A 21,421-nucleotide genomic window follows, 5' to 3' on the forward strand; every position below is an offset into this window, starting at 1 on the left:
CCCCACGAACCAAGACAAAAGTTAAATTTCGGCTGGTGGGAACACGGATCGATGAATTGGTCGTTTAAATGATTACCTATTTTCCCTTAAATAGTTTATTTTTAGACATGAAAAAACATTTATTAATATTGGGACTGGGCGCATTGAGCCTAGCCGCATGTCAATCCAATAAAAATGGGGCAGATTCGTCTAGCGATTCAACAGCATTAAAGGCAATAAATGATACCACTTTAGCCAAACACATTGCCGTTTTGGCTTCTGATGATTTTGAAGGTCGTAAACCTTTTACCAATGGCGAAACCAAGACCATTAACTACCTTAAAGGAGAATTTGAAAAAATGGGCCTCAAACCGGGTAATGGCCAAAGTTTCTTCCAAGAAGTACCCATGGTTGATATCAAATCGACACCTGCAGCCAATATGGCCATTAAAGGTGCAAGTGGTAGTTTATCTTTAAGATACCTTGACGATTTTGTTGCGGCAACCAGACATGTAAAAGACCAAGTTAAAGTAGAGAACTCAGAAATGGTTTTTGCGGGTTATGGCATTGTGGCCCCAGAATATAAATGGAACGATTACGAAGGTCTGGATGTAAAAGGCAAAACCGTAGTGGTAATGGTAAACGATCCAGGTTTTGCAGATTCTACTTTGTTTAAAGGCAAAACCATGACCTATTATGGTCGTTGGACTTATAAGTTTGAAGAAGCTGCCCGTCAGGGTGCAACTGGTGTAATCATTATCCATGATACTCCTGCGGCAAGTTATCCTTGGGCAGTGGTAAGAAGCGGTTGGTCTAAATCTAAACTCTATTTGGCAGCTGCCGATAACAATAGCTCGCGGGCATTAATGGAGGGGTGGATTACCCAAGATATGGCCAAGGCAATGTTTAAACTGGCTGGCAAAGCTGAAGACTTGATGAAGCAGGCCATGAAACCAGGTTTTAAATCAGTTGATTTGGGACTTAAACTATCGTTGACCATTAACAATACCATTAAAAAATCTGTTTCTAACAACGTAGTAGCTGTTTTACCAGGTACCAAAAGAGCAGACGAATATATCATCTATTCGGGCCACTGGGACCATTTAGGTAAGGGAGAAGCCATCAACGGAGATTCGATCTATAATGGTGCAGTTGACAATGCTACAGGAACTGCAGCTTTATTGGCACTTGCAGATGCCTTTAAAAAAGCCAAAAAACAACCAGAACGCTCCATCATGTTTATTGCTTTAACGGGTGAAGAACAAGGATTGTTGGGCTCTGAATATTATGGTGCACATCCTTTGGTGCCTGTTAACAAAACAGTGGCCAATATCAACATCGATGCCATGCAGGCCAGTGGCAAAACCAAAGACATCATTGCTGTGGGTTACGGACAATCGGAATTGGAAGACTACCTCATTGCAGCAGCGAAAAAACAAGGTAGGGTAGTGGTAAAAGACACCAACCCATCTGCAGGTTTTTACTTTAGGTCAGACCATTTTAATTTTGCAAAAGTAGGTATACCTGCCTTGTATACTGAAACGGGCGATGACAATGTTGAACATGGCAAAGCTTGGGGTGTAGCCCAAAAAGAAGAATATACCAAAAACCGTTACCATGCGCCTGCCGACAACTTTGAACCTGCCAAATGGAACTTTTCTGGAATGGTTGAAGACTTACGTCTGTTGTTTGATGTAGGTTATCAATTGAGTAACGAAACTACTTTTCCAGGTTGGAAAGCCGGATCGGAATTTAAGGCCATTAGAGAAAAAAGTATGAAATAAGTTTTCAATAACCTTATAAAAAAGGTCTTTCGCTCATGGAAAGACCTTTTTTGTTTCAACTTTATTTGATCTGGAGTTTTAAGGTACCTACTCCAAAATTGCCCATCATATCAGACCCTTCCAACCACACGGTATAGCTACCTTTTTTATCTGATGAGAAGAAAGAAGTACTGGCTTCGCCCTTTTCGTTTGTAATGAGGCTGGGCATCCAATATAAGGTAGACCTAAAATCGGTGCCTTTAATGGTCTTGGTATTAGGTGTATATTTCGGACTGTAAAAAACTCTTAGATCCCCATAGTCCATTGGTTTATAAAGGTACATGTTGGCTGCTTTTTTAAGAAAAGGTCCAGCGCCGCTTTTCGTGGTAATTTCTATAAAACTAAATTCTACCTCCGACATCGGATTTACAAATTGCATCTTATAAGCACCCGTATTTCTCTGCGTATACATGACCTCAATCCCAGCTATATCTTCTGCGGTATAATAATCTAAATATGTTTTCAGGAATAGGTAATGTTCATTTTTCGAATTCATAAATGGCTCGTAAAAGAAATCTACATCTGTACCATCAATAATCAGTTTCACAATACTGCTATTTACAAAAAATGCCTGTTCCATCGTTTTATTGATAGCGCCAGACCTAAAACCTCTAACCTGTTCTTGTAATACCTGATACAAGGTCTTTTTGGCTACCTTTTCCAAATCTGCATCAGTTAAAGTAAGATCGGCTTCGCCAGGGCCATTCAAGTTTTTAGATTTTTTTACCGCTCTTTTGCCAACTACTTTGATCTCTCTTAGCATTAGCCCTCCGTTGGTGATCACATAGGCTTCTTGTTGGGTTTTGACCATGTTGTTGACAATGGTATCTGTAACTTCAACCGAATCTGTTACACTTATTTGTGGTACAAGGCTAATTTCGGGTCGTTTAAACTCATTCAGTTCAATACCTAAGGTCCCTTTTCTGTCTTTTGCATTTAAGGCCTGTATTACAAAAGAAGCACTGTCTAAGGCGGGTAGCTTATCAAATACAAACTGCCCTTTGTCGTTGGTTACTGCCTGCAAGAACATCATCTTTTTATTTCTTCCTAGTAGGGAAATGTTTGCTTTGGCAATGGGCTTGTTTAAAATGTTGGTTACCTTACCGCTAATGGTAAACTCTTTTTCTGCAGTAAATGGGGTAGTATTGATAGCTTGGTTATAATAACTTGCCCAACCTTGGGTCAGCACCAACGCTTCTAAATCATTGTGGCTCTCTTGGTTGGCTTGGCTAAAGTATTGCCCTGGATTTTCTATTTCGCCCTTTAGGTTTGAACTCAACAAGAGGTAGGTTAAGATGTTACTGTCATTTAAAGTGTCTTTTGCTACCTGTCCATCATCAGTAACGGCCATAGAAAAAGAACCGATAACAGGGTTGCCTATGGCATCTGTTACTTTTAACTGCAATGGAATGCTATCTCTTGTACTGTAAGCTGCTGCGGCTGTAGTAGTTACTGCCACTTTCAATTGATCACGGTGGTTAATGAAAAAGCTTCTTTCGTTAATGGGTTGCTTGTTGGCATCTAAAAGAATGATCTGGCCAATACCACTTGGAAAGATCTTTATTGACCTTGATGGTCCTCACAGGAGTGTTGGTATGGCTAAGGCTTACAAAACACAATGCCCCTCTAGATTGGCCAAGTACATACAACATCCGATTGGGTAGGGTGGCAGTGATGGTGATGCGCAGCGAATCGGATAGAAAATCGTTGCTTACCTGTAAGGTTATGCCATTAGGTAAGGCTTTGGGCAAGGTTTGTGGTTTAATGGCCGTGTTTTTATAGACCACGGTATATTCTTCGTCCAATTTAGGATTGAGTTTAAAATAACCCATCCCTTTTTGGTTGGATGCGAATTGAAGGATTACATTCTTTTTAGAATCGATCACCTCACCAGCTATGGCTATCCCTTTTCCATTTGCTTTGATCGCCTTAAAGGCCATTTTTTGGTCAATATCAGCAACCCAAGTTCCTCCTTCGGGTAAAAACTGTACATCAACATCTTGTCCTCTTTTGATAAAAGATTGAGGTATCTTTTTGGTCACTACCAAGCTGTTCCGATTTTCTTTTGGTGCTTGTTGCTCACCGTCTAGCGATACAATTTTCAGTTCTTTTTTAAAGAAATATCTTTCGCCAAAGTTCTGCATCCAATTGGTATAGGCTCGAAAGGTATAATTGCCTGATTGGTATTTGCTATCGATGGGTAAACTCCCCCAGGTAATGCCACTTTCTGTTGGTAACGCAATGCTTTTGATCACATCGCCTTTGTAGTCGATCATTTCTACATAGATCAAACCGCTCAATTGGGCTGGGGATTTTAGACTTCTCATCCAACAGGTAAGCTTTGAACCAGATGGTGTCCTGTGTCGTGTAGATAGATTTGTCGAAATGTACATACAGCTTTTCTTTGGGCAGAAACCTGTTTAGGCTGTCGTATTGTGCAATGATCTTGCGCTTATCGTCAATTTGCTGTGCATAGAGCGATTGGTTCAATAGCAGGAAAGAAACGCAGGCCAATCGGAGTATCTGTAATAAAAACTTGTTCATCTTGTTGAGCAGCTGGATAGGGAGAACTATGACCTAAGTTACAATTTAATTTTTGAGGATCAATTAACTATAACGATAATGATGCGTTCTATCTGGTTATTCTGAATGCAGTGAAAAATCTCCTTTAAAGAGATTTGTCTATGGAAATCCTTCGCTGGCTCTGGATGACAAGTTAAGGATAGGCAGGATGACAACCCCTAACACAATATACAAATGTTAGAGGGAATCAAAAAGACCCACAACAATGAAGCTATGGGTCTTTTTAATAAGTAGTATCAATTAATTATCCTGGTTTAAGAACACAAACTGATGATCAAACATATCTAATTTGATCTTGCTGTCCTTGTCAACCTTTCCGGCCAAGATAGATTTAGACAATTCGTTCAAAATCCTTTTCTGGATTACACGTTTTAAAGGTCTTGCACCAAACTGAGGATCATAACCCAATTCTGCTAACCAATCTAAAGCCTCAGTACTGGCTTCAATGGTAATGCCCATTTCTGCCAAAGTTTGTTGTACCTGTTTAAATTGTAGGTTCACAATATCCCTGATCTCGTTCCTATTTAATGGGGTAAACATGATCAGCTCGTCAATCCGGTTCAAAAACTCTGGGCGAATGGTCTGTTTCAACAGTTCAAACAATTCATTTTTGGTTTTGGCGATCACCTCTTCACGATTTTCATCATCCAATGCCTTAAAATTATCCTGTATCAGGTGCGAACCGATATTAGAAGTCATAATAATAATGGTGTTTTTGAAATTGACCACCCTACCTTTATTGTCCGTTAAACGACCATCGTCTAATACCTGTAACAAAATGTTGAACACATCTGGATGCGCCTTTTCAATCTCATCCAACAACACCACCGAATACGGTTTACGTCTAACCGCTTCTGTCAACTGTCCGCCCTCATCATAACCCACATAACCCGGAGGCGCACCAATCAACCTAGAAACAGCATGTCGCTCTTGGTATTCGCTCATGTCTATCCTCGTCATGGCGTTTTCATCGTTGAATAAAAACTCTGCCAATGCTTTGGCCAATTCGGTTTTACCTACACCTGTGGTACCTAAAAAGATAAAAGAGCCAATGGGTTTACGTTTGTCTTGCAAACCTGCACGAGAGCGACGGATAGCATCAGAAATAGCCTCTATCGCCTCATCTTGGCCAGCCACACGTTTGTGCAGCTCATCTTCCAGATGCAATAACTTCTCTCTTTCGCTGGCGATCAACTTCGTTACCGGAATACCAGTCCAACGGGCCACTACACCAGCAATATCATCAGCGTTCACCTCTTCTTTAAGCATTCTGCTTTCGCTCTGCTGACTTTCTAGATCTGCCTTTAGTTTTTCAACTTTGTCTTGTGCTTCTTTGATCTTGCCATAACGTATTTCTGCCACTCGTCCATAATCTCCGGCACGTTCTGCTTGTTCTGCTTCTAATTTATAGGCTTCGATCTGCTCCAATTGATTGTTTACACCATCAACCAAGTCTTTTTCGCCTTGCCATTTTGCTTTCAGCTCATCGCGTTCGGCAGACAGGTTGGCAATATCTTCAGAAAGTTCTTTGATCTTTTTATCATCTTTTTCACGTTTAATGGCTTCGCGCTCAATTTCCAAACGCATGATCTCTCTGTCTAAAGCATCTACGTTTTCTGGTACGCTATCCATCTCCATGCGTAATTTAGAAGCGGCCTCATCCATTAAATCGATGGCTTTATCTGGTAAAAAACGGTCGGCAATGTAACGCTGCGACATTTCTACGGCAGCAATAATGGCTTCGTCTTTGATCCTCACTTTGTGGTGTGTTTCGTAACGTTCCTTTAAACCACGTAAAATAGAAATGGCATCTTGGGTATCGGGTTCATCTACCATTACCTTTTGAAAACGACGTTCTAAGGCTTTGTCTTTTTCCAGATATTTCTGGTACTCATCTAAGGTAGTAGCGCCAATGGCACGTAGTTCGCCTCTTGCCAATGCTGGTTTTAAGATGTTGGCCGCATCCATTGCGCCTTCGCCACCACCAGCACCCACCAAGGTGTGGATCTCGTCGATAAACAAGATGATATCCCCATCACTCTGGGTAACTTCTTTTACTACTGCCTTTAAGCGTTCTTCAAACTCGCCTTTATATTTTGCACCTGCAATGAGTGCGCCCATATCCAAAGAGAATACGGTCTTGGTCTTTAGGTTTTCAGGAACATCGCCTTTGATGATCCTAAAAGCGATACCCTCTGCAATGGCGGTTTTACCTACACCAGGTTCACCGATCAAGATTGGGTTGTTCTTTGTTCTACGAGAAAGGATTTGGATCACCCGACGGATTTCTTCATCACGACCAATAACTGGATCTAACTTTCCGCTTTCGGCATATTCGTTTAGGTTTCTGGCGTATTTGTTCAAAGCTTGGTAAGTAGCTTCTGCATTTTGGTCAGTTACCCTGTTGTCGCCACGTAAGGCGGTAATTGCTTTTTTAAGGTCTTTTTCGTTTACACCTTGCTCTTTTAAGAGTTTGGAAGTAGAATCGTTAACGGCCAAGATCCCCAATAAAATATGTTCTACGGCAACAAACTCATCTTTAAATTCTTTTAGATAAGATTGTGCTTTTTGTAAGGCATTATTGGCGTTTGAAGATAGATACACATCGCCTCCTGTAACTTTTGGAAGTTTACCGATGGCTTCGCTAAGGTTCTGCTCAACCGAATTAAGGTTTACATTGAGCTTCTTTAATACATAAGAAACTACATTTTCATCAACAGAAAGCAAACCTTTTAACAGGTGAGCTGTTTCTATAGCTTGTTGCTGATTGCCCTGCGCTATTTCAGAAGCCTTCTGAATTGCTTCCTGGGCTTTTATGGTAAAGTTGTTGAAATTCATATTTCCTTTTAAAACAAAACAAATGCCACGGCAGATTTGCTTTATGAATCGGAAATTTTGTCTGTATAATTTGCTTTATTATGACTAATTGACTGTAAACTAGTGTTTTATACTGAAATTTTGTCAAAATTTAACCAACGATTTTATTTTTTAGGCACATTAAACTATAGTGTATGAAATACATCTAATACTTAAGAAACTGAATTAAAGATATGAGCAGATTACTATATATCCTAACGAGCATTGTGGCCGTTTTTGCAATGATTTTATTTTTTATTTTTGGTTTTTTTAGTGACGATAACAGCACTGACAGTTTGTAATCGGTAAAGCCAAATCTATCTCTCTAACCTGATCTCATGATTTCCTGCATTCAGGTTAAAGACAGGACTTGACATCAATTTTCCATTCAAATAAATTTTTTGGCCTTTAAACGAAGGTAATTTTACCGTGGCAGAAGAGTTTGCCGGAATTGACACCTTATAATTGATGTGCTGTTGGTCTCTTGCCCACGAAGAGGTTATTTTTCCATAAGGCCCTTCATGATTGGCTTCAAAAGAACTTAGGCCTTCCATAAAATGAGGTTCAAGGAGCACATGTTTAAAACCGGGTTGATTTTCATCGGGTTTAATCCCTCCAGGTGCTTTATATAACCAGGCGCCAATCTCTCCAAACATGATGTGGTTCATAGAGATATCTGATTTTGCATCGATTGGCCAGTTCTCATATAATGTTGTAGCTCCATTTTGGATTCACCAGCCCCAGCTTGGGAAAGTCTTTTGTGTAGCCACTTTGTAAGCTACATCAGCATAGCCATTTTCACTTAGTGCATTTAAAATCGCTTTTGTACCCAATAAGCCCACATCTAAATGAAAGCCATCGGTTGCCACACGTTTGGCTAAATTTTCGGCTACCCTTGCTCGGTATTCGTCGGGCACGATACCCCAAAATAAAGGCACACTGAGCTCGGTTTGTACGCCCACATTATAAATGGCGGTTGTTTTATTCAAATATTTGTTGTTAAATGCGGTTTTGATCTTGTTGGCCAACAGTTTGTATTTTTGATGGTCGGCTTCCTTTCCCAGAATTTTGGCAGCCTTTGCCAAGATCAATGCATCTGCATAGTAATAACAGGTAGAGGTAAGCTCTACTGGTGTTGTTGATTTAACAGGCACCCAGTCGCCCAAACCCCATGTGGTTAAACCAGTAGGATAGGTTTCATCAATATGGTCAACATACCTACGGATATTATCATAACAATCGGCCAGTAATTTTTGGTCGCCATAAAATAGATAGATGTTCCATGGGATAATGGCAATGGTACTTGTCCAATCTGGTCCATTGCCCCATTCATAACCCCAACCATCTGTTGGGATAATGGATGGAAGCACACCATTTGGCTGTTGTTCGTCCCGATGGTCGGCCAACCATTTTTCGTAAATGGTGATGCCATCAAAACCATATAGCCCAGTTTCTATCGCTATCTGTGCATCGCCTGTCCAACCATTCTTTTCACGTTGTGGACAATCTGTTGGATAACCGAATAAATTGGATAGGTATGAATTGTTTGTGGCCGACCAGATCTTTCTACAAATGGATCTGAGGCTTTAACTGTACCGATAACGGGTACATCGCTATGCATAAAATAAGCAACCAAGTCTTCCTTTTTTAAGGTAATAGGCGCATTGCTGCTTACTTCAACATACTGGAAACCCTTGTAATTAAAATGGGGCATGAAACTTTGTTCGCCTTTGCCGTTTAAGATCAAAATATCGGTTTGAAAAGGGTCTTTATCATCTGTTGGCCTGTAATGTACATCGATATTTGATAGGTCTGCCCTTCCGTTGGGATAAGTGCGTTCGGCATGTTTTAACCTTACAATGGTGCCTGCAGGCCCACTCAACTTAATTTTACTAACCCCAGAAATATTCCGACCTAAATTGAAAATGTAGGTTGTATCATTGAACTTGGTTAAACTTTGTGCAGGTATTTCTTCCACATTTCTGATCGGATGTAAGGCCTGCGCAACAATATTGGTGGAAGGTGCAGAACGATTGATGACTGTTTTCCATTTGCTATCATCAAAGTTTATGGTGTTCCAACCTGGCTGTTCCAATCGGGCATCATAATGTTCTGCGGTATAGATACTGTTGAAGATAATTGGACTTAAAGCAGTTTTCCAATCTTTACCAGAGCTGATCGTGGCAACCGAACCATCGGTGTAAGTAATTCTAATATCTAAACAGAAGGTAGGGCGGTTGCGCCAAGGTGCTTTTTCGAAATTCCAAACTGCCGTAGATTGATGATTATACCAGCCGTTGCCCAATAATACACCAATCGCATTTTTACCAGATTTGATTTGTTGGGTAACGTCATAAGTCACGTATAAAGTTCTTCTATCATATCTGGTATAAGTAGGGTCTAAGCGATGGTTACCCACCTTATTGCCATTGATGGAAAGTTCATATAGTCCACCAGCTGCCACATAGGCCCGAGCAGATTTGATCTGTTTGGTACTTTCGAAGGTCTTTCTAAAGTATGGCGCGGGTTTGAGGTTGGGGTTTTCGTTATCGGCAATCCATCATACCTCGCCAGTTTTTTCCATTCATCATGCCCATTTCAAAACTCGCTATCTTTTTCCCTTTGAGCAGGTTTCCCTTTTGGTCTTTCAGTTCTACTTTCCAAAAGTATTTGGTAAAAGGTTTTAGTGTTGGTCCGGCATAAGTTTTTAGGGAGGTGCTTGTCTGCAACCATCCTGTATCCCAAAAATTGTTTTTTCCTTGGGTAAGGGCTACCGAATCGATATTTAGGCTAATGCGATAGGCCGTTTGTTGGGCACCCATTCTTGCGTCGTCCATTTGCCAGGTCAACCGAGGCTTAGGATTATCTAAACCAATCGGATCGATCAGGTATTCGGTCTTTAGATTTTTCACTTGGGGTAGCGACTGCGCAAAAGCATGGCTACAGAGCAAGAAAAATACAAAAACTGATGGTCTTAAAAGGTTGGATAACATGTTAGGATAGGGGATTAATAAAAACTAAGATATTAAAATTATCTGAGGCTAGGAAAATAGGGTATTTCCAATATTTGTTCGTCAATTACATTAAATTTCACGTCCTTTGTAGTTCGCCCTTTTTCAGGGTAAACCTGCCATTTTATGTTTTTTTAAGCCTTATTGTCAATTGAACTGGATTTTGTTCAGTTTGCAATGCTGAGGTATTTCTACATAAAGGTGTTTTAATGTATATCAATAATGAAGGACTTTTTTAAACTCTACCTTGATTCTTACAGAGGACTATCTACACCCGCATGGATGCTGGCCTTGGTGATGTTGGTGAACAGGAGTGGTGCCATGGTGGTACCTTTTCTGGGGGTATACATGGTTAAACATTTGGGTTTTTCGTTAGAGGATGCAGGTATCTTGTTAAGCTGTTTTGGTATTGGATCGGTAATCGGTTCTTCGATGGGTGGTTGGTTAACAGATCGGTTTGGTCATTTTAAGGTACAGCTGTTTAGTTTAACAGGAGTGGTGCCTTTATTTATGTTGTTGCCCCAACTGACTATAATGCCATCGCTAGCCGCAGGAATTTTAGCGTTAAGCATCGTGAGCGATATTTTGAGACCAGCCAATTCGGTATCCTTGGCTTATTATTCGAAACCAGAAAATGTGGTAAGAAGTTTTACATTGAACAGGATGGCATTGAACCTGGGTTTTTCGATAGGGCCTGCCTTGGGTGGTTTTTTAGCGGCAATCTCGTACGACCTGCTTTTTTATGGAAATGCTTTTGCTGCATTGTTAGCTGCTTTGATCTTCTTCTTTTATTTTAGAAACAAAAAAGGAAATAAAACAAACGAGGAAAAGGTTGCACTGGAAGAGATTCCCTACCGATCGCCCTATAAAGATGTTCCCTTTTTGGTGTTCACCTTGTTGAGTATCCTTTTTGCCATCTGCTTTTTCCAACTGTTAAGTACCCTGCCGCTTTATTACAGGGAAGTTTATCACCTCACCGAGAAGAATATTGGTATTATCTTGGCTTATAGTGGGGTGGTGGTATTTAGTCTGGAAATGCTGATCGTACATATTGCCGAACGAAGAACAACTGCCGCCAATGCCATCATCTTTGGGGTCATCTGCTGCGGTTTGGCTTTTTCCTCTTTATTGCTTACCCATGCCATTTGGCTTTTATATGCTTCTATGTTTGTGCTGTGTGTGGCCGAAATGTTGGCCATGCCTTTTATGGCCACGGTAACCTTACAACGGTCAAATGCGAAAAATAGAGGGGTTTATATGGGCTTAAACTCTTTGTCATTATCGGCCGGACTTATTTTTGCCCCTTTTCTAGGGACTAAAATTGCCGCAAATTATGGCTTTAATGTATTATGGACAGGTACAGGTTTGTTGATGTTATTGACGGCGGTAGGTTTTTATCTGCTGATGAAAAGAATGAGGCTGAAACAGCTTGCCCCTAAATAAAAAAACCAATTACGGGAAGGTAATTGGTTTTGAAGATATGGGTATGAAATATTAGCTTAATACTTCTTTTAGTTTTTGTGTTTGGTGGTCGGCCAGTTTTTGTAATGGGCCTGAGGCCAACATTTTCATCATCATGTTCAGGTCTGCAGAAATGATGTGTTTAGCTATGGTACCGCCATTTTCGCTTGGGCTAACCGTCCATTTCAATTCTACATCAAAAGGTGGCTTTTCTGTAGGGATGGCAGTGATTTCGCTGTTAGGCACCCGATTTGAAATTTTAATAGCCAATTTAGCCATGTTCTGGATCGTGAAACTTGCTTCGTCGCTTGTAGATGACCAATTGTAAATGTTTTCGGGCATTAATTGTTGATGGTTATTCAAATCTTCCAAAAAGTTATAAACCTTGTCTATGGGTAGATTGATTTCAACAGTACTTTCTATAATGGTCATATCAATTATGTTAATTGCTCTAGCTCTTTTCCCCAATCGGCTGGGTTTTCACGCCATTTATTTAATAATTCTATTTCGTTCTGTGCAATAAAGCTATGCTCTGCAGCATAACTGATCAAAGTGCTATAGTTTGATAACGTTGAATAACGACATTTAGCATTAGCAAAATTCTCATCAGCTTTATCAAGGCCATAGGTAAATATGCCCACTAAACCAGCAACTGATAAACCTGCTGCACGTAAAGCTTCAACAGCTTGTAAGCTGCTTTTTCCTGTCGAGAATGAATTCTTCGATCACTACCACACGTTGACCTTCTATAATTTCTCCTTCAATTAAGCTACCGGTACCGTGTTCTTTGGCTTTAGATCTTACATAGATAAATGGTAGACCTAATTCTTGAGCAACCAATACCCCTTGTGGGATTCCAGCAGTGGCCACACCAGCAATCACGTCAACCGCACCATATTCTTCTTGGATCAGTTGGGCCAGTTTTTGGCGGATATAGGTTCTAACAGATGGATGAGATAACGTAATGCGGTTATCACAGTAAATAGGAGACTTCCAACCCGAAGCCCAAGTAAATGGATTGTTAGGTTGTAATTTAATTGCTTTAATTTGTAATAAAAATTCAGCTACCTTTAATTCAATATCACTTTTATTATACATGGCTCAAAAATACAGAATTTATATCAACGATAATACTTTGTTTATAGCAGATCGGGTGCCTAAACAAATCGCTAAAATTCAACAGGTTGAAACAGAGGGTTTTGATTTTCTAACATTTTATAAAAACCTCAAAAAAGGTACAAAAAAAGATTACGTGCTGGTGCATAAAAATCCGAAAGAGTTGTTCCAGGCGATCAAGAAAAAACTGACCATCATTAAGGCTGGTGGTGGTTTGGTAGCGAATGCCAATGGCGATTTTCTGTTTATTTTTAGAAATAAAAAGTGGGACCTGCCAAAAGGCAAGGTAGAAAAGGACGAAAAACTAAAGAAAACGGCCATTAGAGAGGTAGAGGAAGAGTGTGGTGTGAAAATAGAAAAACGAGAAGATCTATTGTGTAAAACCTACCATATTTACGAATTGAATGGTAAAGTGATCTTAAAACGCACAAATTGGTATAAAATGAACGTAAAAGGTGTACCTAAACTGATCCCACAAAAGGAAGAGGGGATTGATAAAGCGGTTTGGTTATCGCCGAATAAACTGGATATGGTGGTCAAAAATACCTTTCCCTCTATAATGGATGTGATAGAAACCGCAAATCTTGTTTAACAAGCATTGCTTTCATATCGTACTTAAACGATTAAAGCCACATGCTAAGTGGCTTTAATCGTTTCTGAAAAATTTGATCTTAATTTTAGGTGGTTTATTTAGTCTTGGTTTTGTCTATTTGGACCGTATCTATAGGCTCTTTTAGCTTATCAAAAATACCTGCTAAACTTCCACCACCAGCACAATAATAGTTCAGGATGCCTGTGTCTTCTTCGTGTTCGGTACTAATGGTAACCTGGTTCGAGTTAAATGTGAACAATATATTTTTATCCATTGCTTTGGCGGTGTAAACGGTATCGTTTAACCTTTTGGCTTCAGCATCAAATGTACAGGTTGGTTTTTTGAGGTCGGCACGAGAACGTATGGAAACATGTACAGTACTGTCTGTGTTTTTTGTAACGGCTACACTTACCCAATCATATCCTTCCTTACGCTTTTGATAATCGCTAGATACATAATTGCCCACTATACTGTCGCTGGTTTTGCTTTGAGCTACTGTGGTTTGCGTTTGGCCTGTCTTGTTGCTGCTGCAGGCAAATGATCCAAGGGTCAAAACCAATATGCCAATTCTTGTAAGTTTCATGTCGGGTTGTTTTAATACGTGTCTTTAGCAATTCAATAATTAAGCCACAATATGGTCTATTGTTTGCCTTGCTACCCTAATTTATGCATTTGGCTTATTCATCATCCAATTGGTCGATCACCAGTTTTATCCTGTTTAGGTCTTTTCCATAATAGGATCTGGCCCAAAACTCAGTAACCAAGCCCAACAGAAAGATAGAAGAGAAACACACCACGATGATCATTAAAGTAAGGTTTTTGGTGTCTGAATTGATTGCACCGCCCTTGTTGATAAAGAGGTAGGCGATAAAACCTGCCAGCCCGATCAAGCCTAACATATAGGTTAAAGCCTTATACAGTTCGATATTCAGTTTCATTTCGTAATAGAACCACAACAAGGTTTTGCGGGTGTCTATGGCCATATGGTAAGTGTTTTTATAGAACACGTAAAACTTAAAGAAGTAATAGGCCGTAAAACCAAAAGCCAAGGCATAAAAGGCAATAAAGATGGGCCTCATCTCTGGCGAGAAGTTGAATATCTTGGGTGTAAATGCAATCAGCAATAAGGCCAATAACTGTACAAAAAATTCAGATTTCATTTTTTTTCTGATCTGGTCAATCGGCGTTTGTGCCTCTTTTATTTGTAATGCTTTTTCTAAAACAACAGGGCCTTTTGCCTCTTCATTGTTCCATTCGTTTTTAAGTTGATCAAAATTCATAACCGTTCTTTTTGATGATAAGTTGTAATTTTTCTTTTGTCCTGTTTAATTTAACTCGGGCATTCACTTCGCTGATACCCAAGTTCTGTGCAATTTCTTTGTGCGACTGGTCTTCCAAAAACAAGAAGATCAAGGCTTTCTCTATCTGATTTAATTCTTGTACGGCTTTATACAGATAAGCCAGTTTTTCTTCTTTGTTGTCATTGTCAGTAGTATCGGCAATGTCTATATGTTCTGGTAAGCTAGTTTTGTCAACCTTTCTATGCTCTTTTTTAAAGAATACAATTGCGGTGTTTAAGGCCACTCTATACATCCAGGTTGTAAATTTGCTGTTTCCCTTAAAGCTTGGATAGGCTTTCCATAGCTGCATTACAACTTCCTGAAAGAGGTCTTCCTGATCTTCGGCATTGTCCATATACATTTTGGTAACTTTATGTATAATGCCCTTGTTCGCATTGATCAGTGCTAGAAATGGTTGTGCTGTTGGTCCTGACATGTTGAATGCGATAATGCTGTTTAATGAACTGGCGTAACCGTATAACCTTTAGTTCTTAAAAGTGAGATTACACCTTCTTTGCCTAGCAGATGTCCGCAACCAATGCCAAAGAACGTTGATTTATCCTTCATAATGTTTGGCATCCTATCAGCCCATAAATGGTTGCGTACAGGTAACAACTGACGGTATCCTTCTGGGTTAGTTGTGCTAAAGTCTAACATCAGTTTATCAATTGTACTGATATCTTCCACCAAATAAGCATTATAAATGGTTTTGAAGATGTTGTTCATTTCTATATCGTTATTGGCCTTTAGGTACGTAGCCATATCTTTTGCATCAAAGATCTTATCTAGAAATGAATACTGTTCTTCGATGGTCGATAGACCTTCAATAGATTTATTGCTGGCTTTGGTCTGCTTGATCATCTCGCTCTCAAAACTCATCACCTTGCAAGTAAATGAAGCTTGGAATACAGAAGCTACAATTAGCATCGGCTTGATGTTTTCTAGTTGTTTAAGGTTAACTTTTAGTTTTGCGTTGACTACAGAGTCTACAATTTTGTAATCGGAAGCACTGATCTGAGCGGATAAAGGTTGGCTGCTTTTCATGTACTTTTGGCTTTGCGCAGCAAGACCTGGTGCAGCAAGATTAATTTCTAGATAGCTTTGTTGGGTCTGGTCAATTGCATTTTTAACCTTTGCTGGCATCTGGAATTTGTCTTCGCAGGATCATGTGTACGGTACCAAATAGATACGACGGTTTTTGAAGTCCATTGCCCTCGATTTTCCATAACAGGGCATTGTCTTTGTTTTTGTTTTGGGCGAAGGTGTTTGAGCTTAAGAAGAAGAATGCTATTAAAAGACTAGCTTTTATAGTGTTGATCAGGGTTGTGTTTAAGGGTTTCATCATTATATTGTTTTAATTTATCCCATTGGTATGCGATTTTTTAAAACGTTACATCAGAAAATTGGATTTTTTAAAATTAAAGGTAATAACCTGATCAATAGCACTATTTATTAGCGCTTTATTTAAGCTATCTAAAGATTGAGCATAAAAAAGACCAAGCTTATAAAAAGTTTAGGGCCGCTTTTGGTACAAAAGGACTTACATCTCCATTATTGCGCAAAATATCGCGAACAATAGTAGAACTGATGGCAGAATATTCTGGTTTGCTGAGCAATAAGATGGTTTCTACATCGGGCATCATGGTCTGGTTGATTTGGGCAATGGCTCTTTCGTATTCAAAATCTGAAGCCGAACGGATGCCACGTACCATGTATTTTGCATCGATCTTGCGGCAGAAATCAACGGTCAGCCCTTCGTACAATTGTACATCAACATTGGTATAATTGGTAAAGATGCTTTTAACGATTTCTTCTCGTTTTTCGGCCGAAAGGAAGTTCTGCTTTGAACTGTTCAGGCCAATTCCTACAACTACGCGGTCAAATAAAGGTAAAGACCGTTTTAAAATGTCAACATGCGCAATTGTAATGGGATCAAATGAGCCCGGAAATAATGCAATCTTCATGTTCAAATATAGGGAAGAAGGTTGGAAGTATAAAGTTAAAAGTTTAGGGTTGAAAGTTAAAAGTTTAAGGTTCAAAGTTGAAAGCTGGCTGTAAACTAAAAATGTTTAACAGAAAACTGTAAACCACCAACTAACAATTACAGACTAACAACTACGAACTAAAAACTAACTACACTTTAACCTTTTCGAAAAAGCTAAAGGAAGAATTTCCATATTTTCTCACTTCTGTGAAACCCGCTAACTGGTTCAGTTTTAACATGGGCGGATGTTCTACGATCAAGGTTCCATTATCGGTTAACAAGTTGTGTTGCATTACCAATTGCGGAATGAGGGGGATATTGGGCAGGTCGTATGGAGGGTCGGCAAAAATGATCTGGTATTGGTTGGTGTCTTGTGCCAAAAACTTAAAAGTATCGGCCTTTTGGGCATCAATTTCATTTAAGCCATATTGGGCAATTACAGATTTGATCCAAAATACGCAGCCAGCATGTTTATCAACCGCAGTTACCTGCTTAATACCACGAGAGGCAAACTCGATGCAGATGCTACCTGTGCCACTAAAAAGGTCTAATACACTGCAGTCTTCGAAATCGTAGTTGTTGTAAAGGATGTTGAATAGGGCCTCTTTGGCCATATCTGTAGTAGGTCTAACAGGTAGTTTAGCAGGTGCATTAAACTGTTTGCCTTTTAGTTTTCCACCTATTATACGCATAGGTTAAGGGCTAGTAAACTGCTGTAATAATGTAGAGGCATTTCGTCAAGGATCTCTTGCGCAGGTTCATTCGTGATATTGATGAACTGGATGGAAGTAAAGTATTTTAGCAGGCAATTGTATTTTTCATCACCATCGTGGATAATGCCCGCCAAATGGATATCGGTTTGTTTAGGATCGATATGTAATTGGTTCGATCATCAACAATAGGTAATAATTGAACTCTTCGATGTTAGCTATTTCGTAACATTGTTGAAAAACAACCTGCTGGTCTTTGAGGTATAAGGTATGTAGCGAACCTACAGAAAAGTCTAAAAATAAAGCGGTTCCAGCTACTTTTCGGCCAATGCAAATAAACCCGCATTGTGCTGATATCTTTTCGAGTTTGTTAAATGTGTATTTAAAATCTGGTCTGTGGCTTTTGGCAAGGCAAAAATGGTAGTAAAACCAAAATGGCTTAGTGACTGTGTATAAAGATTGCCATGGTTTACACCTGTTAAAAATTTAGCATGTGTGTTTAGGCTGGTTTCGTTATATACCTCATTTGGGATAGAGACCACATTGTCTGTATGCACAGCCGTTTTAACTTCTTGATAGGCCAAAGCCAAATAAAGGTCTGTTTTTAAACGTTCGGCAAGTTTTAAGGTGCCGTCTTCACATTCTTGCTGATCAAAAACAACATAAACCTGTTTGGTTTCCTTATTAATGATGGCATAAGAAAGGTGGTCTGTGCCAACTTTTACCAGTAAATTACAAGCTGATGAAGATGCTGGGTCAAATGCTGGGTCTATTAATAAAATGTTATTGTTGTTATTCATCTAGTGCAAAAATAATTCTTTTTTCTATAACATTACCATCGCATCTTTGCTAAATGGATAAAGCCAATGTTATTGCCCAATCATATCCTTTTGAACCTACGGAAGAGCAATTGATTTTTTGTGATAAAGCAACCAAATTTTTAACGAAAAATGAAACAGATCGTTGCTTTATTTTAAGGGGCTATGCAGGTACAGGTAAAACTACTTCGGTTGCCGCTTTGGTAAAGGCCTTACCCAGATTTAAGTTAAAAGTGGTTTTGTTGGCACCCACAGGTAGGGCAGCAAAGGTGATCAGTACTTATACCAACAGAAGAGCATTGACCATACACAAAAAGATCTACCGCAAGCGCAATGCCGTTAGTCTAGAAATGGCCTTTCAGTTGGCACCAAACCTGGCAGAACATACCTTGTTTATTGTAGATGAGGCTTCGATGATTGCCGATGAATGGAATCCGCAAAATGGCTCATCCTTTTTAAAAGACCTGATCGAATTTGTTTATCAACCTGGCCCAACTGGGAAAGATAAAAACTGCTCACTCTTATTTGTAGGCGATACAGCGCAATTGCCACCTGTAGGCAGCATTGACAGCCCCGCTTTAAACGAGAAATACCTAACCGACAATTTTGGGTTGAAGGTAACAGCTGTTGAACTGAAAGAAGTGGTGCGGCAAGAAAAGAAATCGGGTATATTGGCCAATGCAACGATGTTGAGGGAGTTGATCCATAGCTATAGCGAAGGTCAAAAGCCCTTACCTAGGTTTATCACCAAAAGTTACAAAGATATTTTTAGCATGACCGGGATTAAACTGGTTGAAGGACTTGAATATGCCTATAGCAAGTTTGGGATTGAAAACGCATTGATGGTCTGTCGTTCCAATAAATCGGCCAATGTATACAATAACCAGATCAGGGCAAGGTTATTGTATCGAGATGAAGAACTAAGTGGGGGCGACCAGATCATGGTGGTCCGTAACAATTATTTTTGGCTGCCAGACAATCCAGAAACGGCCTTTATTGCCAATGGCGATATGGCAAAAGTAATTAGAGTGAGAAGGGAGGAAGAACGATACGGACTAAGGTTTGCCGAAGTACAATTAGAGTTTTTAGATTTTCCGGATGCTGGAACGATTACCTGTAAAGTAATCTTAGATACCTTGCAGGCCGAAACACCAAACCTGCCACAAGCCCAAAGCAAATTGCTTTTTGATGGATTGATGGTTGATTACGAGCATTTGAACAGCAAACGTGAAAAGATGGCCGCCATTAAAGAAGATCCTTATTACAATGCGCTTCAGATCAAATTTGCCTATGCGGTAACCTGCCACAAGGCACAGGGTGGCCAATGGGATGCCGTTTTTGTAGACCAAGGCTATTTAACGGATGAAATGGTAGACCTCGATTTTTTACGCTGGTTATATACCGCCGTAACAAGGGCAAAGAAAGAATTGTTTCTGGTCAATTTTTCACAAAATCTATTTGCAACCACACAAGAAGAATATTAGGCTAGGGGCAACTTAATAGTAAATGTAGTACCCTCATTTTCTATACTACTCATCAATAGTTGACCATGGTGTTGCTCGATGATCTTTTTGGCAATATGTAGACCCAAGCCAATCGATTTTTCACCTTGTAGACCTCTACGGCCTGCCTTAGAAAACTGGTTAAAGATATACTCCTGTAATTTTGCTGGAATACCTATCCCAAAATCTTTAACTGTGATGACCACATCTCCTTTTTGTTGTTCCATATTGACCTGAATAGGCTTATTTTCTGCAGAGAATTTTAAGCCATTGCTGATCAGGTTATCAATTACACGTTCTAATTTGGAAGGATTGATGTGGGCAAAGGTGTCAGTAGCGGTTGGGATAAATACAAATGCTCTCTTGGTATTTGTCCGCCATTTTTGGATCGACACTTTCAAGGTAATTTCCAATATCGAGCTTTTCTGTCTGTAGGTTAGGCTGGTCTTGTTTTGCGGCTTCAATCAGGTCATTTATCATCTCTTTGGCCTGTTTGGCCGAATTAGAAATCATCCTGGCCTCGCTATTGTCTTTGTCTTCCAACAACAAAAAAGCGCTCAGTGCCTCAATGTTGTTCAACGGATTCCTTAAATCGTGCGCCACAAAACCCAAAATTTCTCCTTTTTGATTATTTAAATGGGCAATTTCTAAATTCTTTTCTTCGAGTTGTTTAAGTCTTACAAAATGTTGCGATTTAAAGCAGTAGTTGTATCGCGAAAAACAGACCAATATAAAACCAAGTATAATGGATGCAAGAAGGTTCATGATCTTGTCCTGAAACGTCAATTTAGGGATAACCATACCCAATAGAAAGATGAGGATGATGAAAAAGAGATCAGCACAATCTCTTTGCGTTCTACCACAAAAAAGAGACTTACGGCCACAATGCCAATTAAAAACATGGTCAATGTATTTTTGGTATTATAGGTAGAAACCACATAACTGACCGCAAATGAGGTTAACAGTACAAAAAGTATAAAAAAGATGGTCAATGCTTTTTTACCTGTTTTACTCCAGTGGGTAGAATTTAAGGCGAAATTGCTCAATATTAAAAATAGTAGACCACCACTGATCTGTACCCAATTGATCAAAGAATAAGCGGTATATCGTTCTATCAGTACAACTTGGTCGTGGTAAAATAAGGCTATGGCCCTACTAAAAACAGTAACCGCCAAAATAACAATGCTTAAGTTTCTTATTTGCTTAAGGTTGGCAACATGATAGAATTCTTTAAAAGCATTCGCAAAGTTTGCTGGGGTTTTATACGTAAAAAGTGATAACAATGAGGAAGTTTTAGGTCCTAAAATTAGTAAAACCTTTAAGTTCTGCGTGAATAATTTTTTAATTATTAAGAAATATTCTAGCTTTCAGTAAAATCAAAAAGCCATCTACCGGTGGTGGATGGCTTTTGTGCATCAAATAAATAAATAAAAAATTACTACTTATCCAACAACTTTTACGTTTTCAGCTTCAGGGCCTTTTTTGCCTTCTTTTACAGTATATTCTACTGTTTGTCCTTCTTGCAGTGATCTTTGTCCTGAAGATTGGATCGCTGAGTGGTGGCAAAATATATCTTTACCGCCTTCTTCTGGAGTTATAAAACCAAAGCCTTTAGCATCATTAAACCATTTTACTGTACCTGTCAT

At 39.4% G+C, this 21,421-nt stretch carries 26 protein-coding genes and 2 pseudogenes; 4 read left to right on the plus strand and 24 right to left on the minus strand.

Going from position 1 to position 21,421, the window contains the following annotated elements; genetic code table 11:
- Positions 1 to 107 precede the first annotated feature (107 nt).
- Positions 108 to 1,763: a M28 family metallopeptidase gene (locus ACFJIZ_RS01095; protein WP_379089872.1), complete on the plus strand. Its 1,656-nt coding sequence runs from the start codon at positions 108 to 110 to the stop codon at positions 1,761 to 1,763.
- A 61-nt stretch (positions 1,764 to 1,824) separates the two neighbouring features.
- Here the strand turns inward: ACFJIZ_RS01095 and ACFJIZ_RS01100 are convergent, their stop codons facing one another.
- The 8 genes and pseudogenes from ACFJIZ_RS01100 to ACFJIZ_RS01135 all read right to left on the minus strand — a co-directional run bounded on the left by ACFJIZ_RS01100 (position 1,825) and on the right by ACFJIZ_RS01135 (position 10,234).
- Positions 1,825 to 3,267: a carboxypeptidase-like regulatory domain-containing protein gene (locus ACFJIZ_RS01100; RefSeq protein ID WP_379089874.1), complete on the minus strand. Its 1,443-nt coding sequence runs from the start codon at positions 3,265 to 3,267 to the stop codon at positions 1,825 to 1,827.
- A 34-nt stretch (positions 3,268 to 3,301) separates the two neighbouring features.
- The gene (locus ACFJIZ_RS01105) at positions 3,302 to 4,078 is read right to left on the minus strand and encodes a hypothetical protein (protein ID WP_379089876.1); all 777 of its coding nucleotides are present in this window, start codon (positions 4,076 to 4,078) and stop codon (positions 3,302 to 3,304) included.
- Positions 3,993 to 4,346, minus strand: a complete 354-nt coding sequence (locus ACFJIZ_RS01110) for a hypothetical protein (protein WP_379089878.1) — start codon at positions 4,344 to 4,346, stop codon at positions 3,993 to 3,995. Before ACFJIZ_RS01110 ends, ACFJIZ_RS01105 begins: the two co-directional genes overlap by 86 nt.
- A gap of 279 nt (positions 4,347 to 4,625) precedes the next feature.
- Positions 4,626 to 7,223 (minus strand): ATP-dependent chaperone ClpB, encoded by a 2,598-nt coding sequence (gene clpB / locus ACFJIZ_RS01115; protein ID WP_379089880.1) that lies wholly within the window; start codon positions 7,221 to 7,223, stop codon positions 4,626 to 4,628.
- Positions 7,224 to 7,558: 335 nt separating this feature from the next.
- Positions 7,559 to 7,909 carry an alpha-L-rhamnosidase C-terminal domain-containing protein gene (locus tag ACFJIZ_RS01120; RefSeq protein WP_379093818.1) on the minus strand — a complete coding sequence of 117 codons (351 nt, stop codon included), beginning with the start codon at positions 7,907 to 7,909 and terminating at the stop codon, positions 7,559 to 7,561.
- Between the two features lie 15 nt (positions 7,910 to 7,924).
- Positions 7,925 to 8,815 (minus strand): annotated as a pseudogene (locus tag ACFJIZ_RS01125) (alpha-rhamnosidase); the annotation flags it as partial.
- On the minus strand, positions 8,701 to 9,705 hold the full coding sequence (locus ACFJIZ_RS01130) for a family 78 glycoside hydrolase catalytic domain (RefSeq protein WP_379089882.1): 1,005 nt from the start codon (positions 9,703 to 9,705) through the stop codon (positions 8,701 to 8,703). The gene ACFJIZ_RS01130 and the pseudogene ACFJIZ_RS01125, both read right to left, overlap by 115 nt.
- 82 nt (positions 9,706 to 9,787) lie before the next feature.
- Positions 9,788 to 10,234: a hypothetical protein gene (locus tag ACFJIZ_RS01135; protein WP_379089884.1), complete on the minus strand. Its 447-nt coding sequence runs from the start codon at positions 10,232 to 10,234 to the stop codon at positions 9,788 to 9,790.
- 240 nt (positions 10,235 to 10,474) lie between these two features.
- Here ACFJIZ_RS01135 and ACFJIZ_RS01140 point away from each other — a divergent pair, with 240 nt between their 5' ends.
- Positions 10,475 to 11,695, plus strand: coding sequence for an MFS transporter (locus tag ACFJIZ_RS01140; protein ID WP_379089886.1), 1,221 nt, complete (start codon positions 10,475 to 10,477; stop codon positions 11,693 to 11,695).
- A gap of 51 nt (positions 11,696 to 11,746) precedes the next feature.
- Here the strand turns inward: ACFJIZ_RS01140 and ACFJIZ_RS01145 are convergent, their stop codons facing one another.
- Positions 11,747 to 12,145 (minus strand): SRPBCC family protein, encoded by a 399-nt coding sequence (locus ACFJIZ_RS01145; RefSeq protein WP_379089888.1) that lies wholly within the window; start codon positions 12,143 to 12,145, stop codon positions 11,747 to 11,749.
- 5 nt (positions 12,146 to 12,150) lie between these two features.
- Positions 12,151 to 12,811, minus strand: a pseudogene (pyrE, locus tag ACFJIZ_RS01150) (orotate phosphoribosyltransferase).
- Between pyrE and ACFJIZ_RS01155 the strand changes: the two are divergent.
- Positions 12,810 to 13,421: an NUDIX hydrolase gene (locus ACFJIZ_RS01155; RefSeq protein ID WP_379089890.1), complete on the plus strand. Its 612-nt coding sequence runs from the start codon at positions 12,810 to 12,812 to the stop codon at positions 13,419 to 13,421. The pseudogene pyrE and the gene ACFJIZ_RS01155 sit on opposite strands and share 2 nt — an antisense overlap.
- Before the next feature lie 94 nt (positions 13,422 to 13,515).
- Here the strand turns inward: ACFJIZ_RS01155 and ACFJIZ_RS01160 are convergent, their stop codons facing one another.
- The 10 genes from ACFJIZ_RS01160 to ACFJIZ_RS01205 form a co-directional block, all read right to left on the minus strand.
- The gene (locus ACFJIZ_RS01160) at positions 13,516 to 14,004 is read right to left on the minus strand and encodes a hypothetical protein (RefSeq protein ID WP_379089892.1); all 489 of its coding nucleotides are present in this window, start codon (positions 14,002 to 14,004) and stop codon (positions 13,516 to 13,518) included.
- A 94-nt stretch (positions 14,005 to 14,098) separates the two neighbouring features.
- Positions 14,099 to 14,701, minus strand: coding sequence for a hypothetical protein (locus tag ACFJIZ_RS01165; protein ID WP_379089894.1), 603 nt, complete (start codon positions 14,699 to 14,701; stop codon positions 14,099 to 14,101).
- Positions 14,691 to 15,197 carry an RNA polymerase sigma factor gene (locus tag ACFJIZ_RS01170; RefSeq protein ID WP_379089896.1) on the minus strand — a complete coding sequence of 169 codons (507 nt, stop codon included), beginning with the start codon at positions 15,195 to 15,197 and terminating at the stop codon, positions 14,691 to 14,693. Before ACFJIZ_RS01170 ends, ACFJIZ_RS01165 begins: the two co-directional genes overlap by 11 nt.
- A gap of 20 nt (positions 15,198 to 15,217) precedes the next feature.
- Entirely contained in the window at positions 15,218 to 15,904 is a 687-nt protein-coding gene (locus tag ACFJIZ_RS01175) for a TraB/GumN family protein (protein WP_379089898.1), read from the minus strand.
- The gene (locus ACFJIZ_RS01180; protein ID WP_379089900.1) at positions 15,888 to 16,103 is read right to left on the minus strand and encodes a hypothetical protein; all 216 of its coding nucleotides are present in this window, start codon (positions 16,101 to 16,103) and stop codon (positions 15,888 to 15,890) included. The genes ACFJIZ_RS01175 and ACFJIZ_RS01180 overlap by 17 nt, the downstream gene beginning before the upstream one ends.
- A gap of 160 nt (positions 16,104 to 16,263) precedes the next feature.
- Positions 16,264 to 16,725, minus strand: a complete 462-nt coding sequence (gene coaD, locus ACFJIZ_RS01185) for a pantetheine-phosphate adenylyltransferase (RefSeq protein ID WP_379089902.1) — start codon at positions 16,723 to 16,725, stop codon at positions 16,264 to 16,266.
- A gap of 169 nt (positions 16,726 to 16,894) precedes the next feature.
- Entirely contained in the window at positions 16,895 to 17,437 is a 543-nt protein-coding gene (locus ACFJIZ_RS01190; protein WP_379089904.1) for an RsmD family RNA methyltransferase, read from the minus strand.
- Positions 17,428 to 17,592: a hypothetical protein gene (locus tag ACFJIZ_RS01195; protein WP_379089906.1), complete on the minus strand. Its 165-nt coding sequence runs from the start codon at positions 17,590 to 17,592 to the stop codon at positions 17,428 to 17,430. The genes ACFJIZ_RS01190 and ACFJIZ_RS01195 overlap by 10 nt, the downstream gene beginning before the upstream one ends.
- A gap of 16 nt (positions 17,593 to 17,608) precedes the next feature.
- Entirely contained in the window at positions 17,609 to 17,812 is a 204-nt protein-coding gene (locus tag ACFJIZ_RS01200) for a DUF3822 family protein (RefSeq protein ID WP_379093821.1), read from the minus strand.
- Positions 17,770 to 18,255, minus strand: a complete 486-nt coding sequence (locus ACFJIZ_RS01205) for a DUF3822 family protein (protein ID WP_379089908.1) — start codon at positions 18,253 to 18,255, stop codon at positions 17,770 to 17,772. Before ACFJIZ_RS01205 ends, ACFJIZ_RS01200 begins: the two co-directional genes overlap by 43 nt.
- A 53-nt stretch (positions 18,256 to 18,308) precedes the next feature.
- Between ACFJIZ_RS01205 and ACFJIZ_RS01210 the strand changes: the two genes are divergently transcribed.
- Positions 18,309 to 19,757: an ATP-dependent RecD-like DNA helicase gene (locus tag ACFJIZ_RS01210; RefSeq protein WP_379089910.1), complete on the plus strand. Its 1,449-nt coding sequence runs from the start codon at positions 18,309 to 18,311 to the stop codon at positions 19,755 to 19,757.
- Here the strand turns inward: ACFJIZ_RS01210 and ACFJIZ_RS01215 are convergent.
- From ACFJIZ_RS01215 to ACFJIZ_RS01230, 4 genes are all read right to left on the minus strand, one after another.
- Positions 19,754 to 20,170 carry a sensor histidine kinase gene (locus ACFJIZ_RS01215; protein WP_379089912.1) on the minus strand — a complete coding sequence of 139 codons (417 nt, stop codon included), beginning with the start codon at positions 20,168 to 20,170 and terminating at the stop codon, positions 19,754 to 19,756. The genes ACFJIZ_RS01210 and ACFJIZ_RS01215 overlap by 4 nt on opposite strands.
- Entirely contained in the window at positions 20,106 to 20,504 is a 399-nt protein-coding gene (locus ACFJIZ_RS01220) for a histidine kinase dimerization/phospho-acceptor domain-containing protein (RefSeq protein WP_379089914.1), read from the minus strand. The genes ACFJIZ_RS01215 and ACFJIZ_RS01220 overlap by 65 nt, the downstream gene beginning before the upstream one ends.
- Before the next feature lie 53 nt (positions 20,505 to 20,557).
- Positions 20,558 to 21,058 carry a hypothetical protein gene (locus ACFJIZ_RS01225; RefSeq protein ID WP_379089916.1) on the minus strand — a complete coding sequence of 167 codons (501 nt, stop codon included), beginning with the start codon at positions 21,056 to 21,058 and terminating at the stop codon, positions 20,558 to 20,560.
- Between the two features lie 159 nt (positions 21,059 to 21,217).
- Positions 21,218 to 21,421 (minus strand): cold-shock protein, encoded by a 204-nt coding sequence (locus tag ACFJIZ_RS01230; RefSeq protein ID WP_055130930.1) that lies wholly within the window; start codon positions 21,419 to 21,421, stop codon positions 21,218 to 21,220.

This window comes from Pedobacter sp. UC225_65 (genome assembly GCF_042698365.1).
GTDB lineage: Bacteria > Bacteroidota > Bacteroidia > Sphingobacteriales > Sphingobacteriaceae > Pedobacter.

Excerpts from the sequence above, each read along its gene's own strand:
- ACFJIZ_RS01210 (WP_379089910.1), top strand. The coding sequence starts at position 18,309 with ATGGATAAAGCCAATGTTATTGCCCAATCATATCCTTTTGAACCTACG.
- ACFJIZ_RS01145 (WP_379089888.1), bottom strand. The coding sequence starts at position 12,145 with ATGACCATTATAGAAAGTACTGTTGAAATCAATCTACCCATAGACAAG.
- ACFJIZ_RS01110 (WP_379089878.1), bottom strand. The coding sequence starts at position 4,346 with ATGAACAAGTTTTTATTACAGATACTCCGATTGGCCTGCGTTTCTTTC.
- clpB (WP_379089880.1), bottom strand. The coding sequence starts at position 7,223 with ATGAATTTCAACAACTTTACCATAAAAGCCCAGGAAGCAATTCAGAAG.
- ACFJIZ_RS01175 (WP_379089898.1), bottom strand. The coding sequence starts at position 15,904 with ATGCCAGCAAAGGTTAAAAATGCAATTGACCAGACCCAACAAAGCTAT.
- ACFJIZ_RS01230 (WP_055130930.1), bottom strand. The coding sequence starts at position 21,421 with ATGACAGGTACAGTAAAATGGTTTAATGATGCTAAAGGCTTTGGTTTT.
- ACFJIZ_RS01170 (WP_379089896.1), bottom strand. The coding sequence starts at position 15,197 with ATGTCAGGACCAACAGCACAACCATTTCTAGCACTGATCAATGCGAAC.
- coaD (WP_379089902.1), bottom strand. The coding sequence starts at position 16,725 with ATGAAGATTGCATTATTTCCGGGCTCATTTGATCCCATTACAATTGCG.
- ACFJIZ_RS01190 (WP_379089904.1), bottom strand. The coding sequence starts at position 17,437 with ATGCGTATAATAGGTGGAAAACTAAAAGGCAAACAGTTTAATGCACCT.
- ACFJIZ_RS01165 (WP_379089894.1), bottom strand. The coding sequence starts at position 14,701 with ATGAATTTTGATCAACTTAAAAACGAATGGAACAATGAAGAGGCAAAA.
- ACFJIZ_RS01105 (WP_379089876.1), bottom strand. The coding sequence starts at position 4,078 with ATGATCGACTACAAAGGCGATGTGATCAAAAGCATTGCGTTACCAACA.
- ACFJIZ_RS01120 (WP_379093818.1), bottom strand. The coding sequence starts at position 7,909 with ATGAACCACATCATGTTTGGAGAGATTGGCGCCTGGTTATATAAAGCA.
- ACFJIZ_RS01155 (WP_379089890.1), top strand. The coding sequence starts at position 12,810 with ATGGCTCAAAAATACAGAATTTATATCAACGATAATACTTTGTTTATA.
- ACFJIZ_RS01205 (WP_379089908.1), bottom strand. The coding sequence starts at position 18,255 with ATGAATAACAACAATAACATTTTATTAATAGACCCAGCATTTGACCCA.
- ACFJIZ_RS01140 (WP_379089886.1), top strand. The coding sequence starts at position 10,475 with ATGAAGGACTTTTTTAAACTCTACCTTGATTCTTACAGAGGACTATCT.
- ACFJIZ_RS01180 (WP_379089900.1), bottom strand. The coding sequence starts at position 16,103 with ATGAAACCCTTAAACACAACCCTGATCAACACTATAAAAGCTAGTCTT.
- ACFJIZ_RS01095 (WP_379089872.1), top strand. The coding sequence starts at position 108 with ATGAAAAAACATTTATTAATATTGGGACTGGGCGCATTGAGCCTAGCC.
- ACFJIZ_RS01135 (WP_379089884.1), bottom strand. The coding sequence starts at position 10,234 with ATGTTATCCAACCTTTTAAGACCATCAGTTTTTGTATTTTTCTTGCTC.
- ACFJIZ_RS01160 (WP_379089892.1), bottom strand. The coding sequence starts at position 14,004 with ATGAAACTTACAAGAATTGGCATATTGGTTTTGACCCTTGGATCATTT.